This is a genomic window from Nocardia sp. NRRL S-836 (assembly GCF_001279525.1).
Classification (GTDB): domain Bacteria; phylum Actinomycetota; class Actinomycetes; order Mycobacteriales; family Pseudonocardiaceae; genus Lentzea.
On sequence record NZ_LGDY01000101.1, the window covers coordinates 111,899 to 114,390 of the forward strand.

1 protein-coding gene is annotated in these 2,492 nt (G+C 69.7%); it reads right to left on the bottom strand.

What is annotated here, in order from left to right; all coding sequences use genetic code 11:
- Window positions 1-18: 18 nt before the first annotated feature.
- Window positions 19-1,536 carry a glycosyltransferase family 39 protein gene (locus ADL03_RS21025; RefSeq protein ID WP_053735217.1) on the bottom strand — a complete coding sequence of 506 codons (1,518 nt, stop codon included), beginning with the start codon at window positions 1,534-1,536 and terminating at the stop codon, window positions 19-21.
- Window positions 1,537-2,492: the final 956 nt, after the last annotated feature.

A 2,492-nucleotide genomic window follows, 5' to 3' on the forward strand; every position in this document is an offset into this window, starting at 1 on the left:
CAACGCACGGCGGACTGGTCAGTACGGCCCCACGAACCGGTATCCGGGCCACAGCTCGGCCCACGGCGCGCGCGGACCGCGGCACACCGAGACCGCCCGGCCCTGTTCCACGGTCTCCAGCCCGTGTCCGTTGCCGACGCGCGCCACCACCGAGCACGAGCGGAAGTCCCGCGCCAGCCGCTCCTCGTCCACACCCACCGCGACCACCACGTCCGCGCTGTCCGGTGGTGGCCCGCGGAAGTAGAGCTCGTTGTGTCCACTGTAGACCGCCGGGAGCGGGTGACCGGTGCGAATCCAGTGCAGCGTACCGGCTTCGCCGAAGTTGCGCGTCAGCACCACGGCACGCGCCCGTTCGTCGGCGGGCAGGGCGGCGTGGGCGTCGGCGACCTGCTCGACCAGTCGCGGCCAGCCGACGGTCTCGGCCGTCAGGCTCGTGAGGGTGAACCGGGTGGCCTGGTGCTCCGGCCACACCGGCAGGACCAGCACGACCTGCGCCACGGCGAACAGCGTCAGCACCGACACCGCCACAGCCCACCGCACGCGACCCCGGCTCAGCCACCGGTCCGCGACCACGCACCCGGCCGCCACCAGGGGCACCAGATAGCCCTCGGTGTAGTCGATGCCGCTCGGCGCGACGACGAGCACCAGTGCCGTTCCCAGGAAGTAGGCCACCGCGAGGGCACGCGCCGGACGCCAGTCCGCGCGCCGCAGCAGGCCCACCAGGCCCGCCACCAGGATCGGCGCCACGGCCGGTCCGACGAGGAGCGCCACGTCGAGCGCGAACAGCGTGCCGTCGTCCCAGGAGCCCTCGGCCAGCGACCGCGCCATGACGAGCTGCGGCCAGCCGTTGACCGCCTGGTAGCCCACGTTCGGCGCGGCGATCAGCAATGTCAGCCCAGCACCGGCCCACAACCACCGGCCGCGCAGCTCCCGGCGCGGCCCCACGAGCAGCAGTGCGACCAGCAACGTCAACGGCAGCAGCAGAACCACGTACTTCGCGTACGTCGCCACCCCGCACGCCGCACCCGCGGCCAGCCACCACCGGCCGTCGCCACGCAGCAACGCGCGCAGCGCGAACAACGTCACCGCGCACCAGGCAACGAGGTCCGGGCTGTTTGTCAGCAGGAAGTGCGCCGAGACGAGCACGGAGACCGACGTGCCCGCCGCAGCCGCCGCGAGCACCTGCGCGCGCTGTGTGCCGCCCAGTTCCGCGGCGATCAGCGCCGCCAGCACGACCACCGCCGTGCCGCACAGCAGGGCCGGCGTCCGCACGCCCCACGCGGTGTCGCCGAACAGCGCCGCACCTGCCTTCGCGAGCAACGGCGTGAGCGGTGGCTGGTCGAAGTAACCCCAGCGCGGTGTGTCGCCCAGCAAGCGGAAGTAGAGCTCGTCGGCCGTGAGTCCGTACCGCCCGGCGAAGGGCAGCAGCAAAGCCGCGTACAGCACGACGACCACCGCCACCGGCCCTCGCGCCACCGGCACGGCCCCGCCGGTCCGCGTCGTTCCACCCGGAATCACGCCCTGCGCCGTCGACACCGGTAGCCGCTCCGTTTCCGCTGCATGGGCGCGGTGGCACCGCGTTGCCGACATCGGGCCGCACGAATGGTCCCGGCCACCGCGATGAAAGATGCTACCGAGATGATCACCCCGGCCCGGTGCTCCACTCGGCAGCAACGAGACCGCCAGGTGCGTGATCGACGGCCGGTCGATTGATTCCGTTTGCCGGGAAGTCAATTCTGCTTATTCCGGAGGTAATGAGCGCCCCTCGGTGCGAAAAATGGGATAATCGGCCCGTTCACAGCCAGTGTTGGGGCGGCTGCGGCACGTGATCACCTCGGTATGGTTGCGCACGTGAGCGCGTAGTCGTTGTTGAATTTCGGATGACCACAAATTGGACTGTTTGGTGGATCCACGCAGGTTGTGCGCCTGGTTAACCTGCGCTCGGTCACTTCGGTGACTCGGGGGTTTCTTTGGGATTGCTTCCGCCGCTCCGCTGATTCGCATTTGTTTCCGATGGATCAGTGGTCGGCGGATGACACGAGGGGAGTCGTGTCTGATGAACGAGAACTGGTCCACTGGTCGCCGATGGGCGCCGCACCCGTATGTGCGCTGACAGACATCGACCAGAACCGATCTCTGGATTGTCGACGGGAACCGCACGGGAACGGTGGACGCGACGTCCACGCCGGTCCCGCCCCTTGCGCAGTGGCCACCACGTCGACCCCGCCGGCGCTCCTGACGCCGTGACCTGATCCGCCACATCGGCGACCGTCCGCGAATCCTGCACGCGGCACTCCGCCTCTCGGCCGACCACGATCCGCCGAGGTGTCGTCCGAACACGCGCCTGCACGCGTGCGCCCCAGATCCGCTGTATCTGCGGCCCCAGCAATGACTCTGTTCCGCTGTAGCGGAGCGGTTCCGTACGTCCCGACAGCGGCGTGCCCACCCCACTCGTGCAGTGGATCAGGCCACCGGTAAGGAGAATCGGTTCA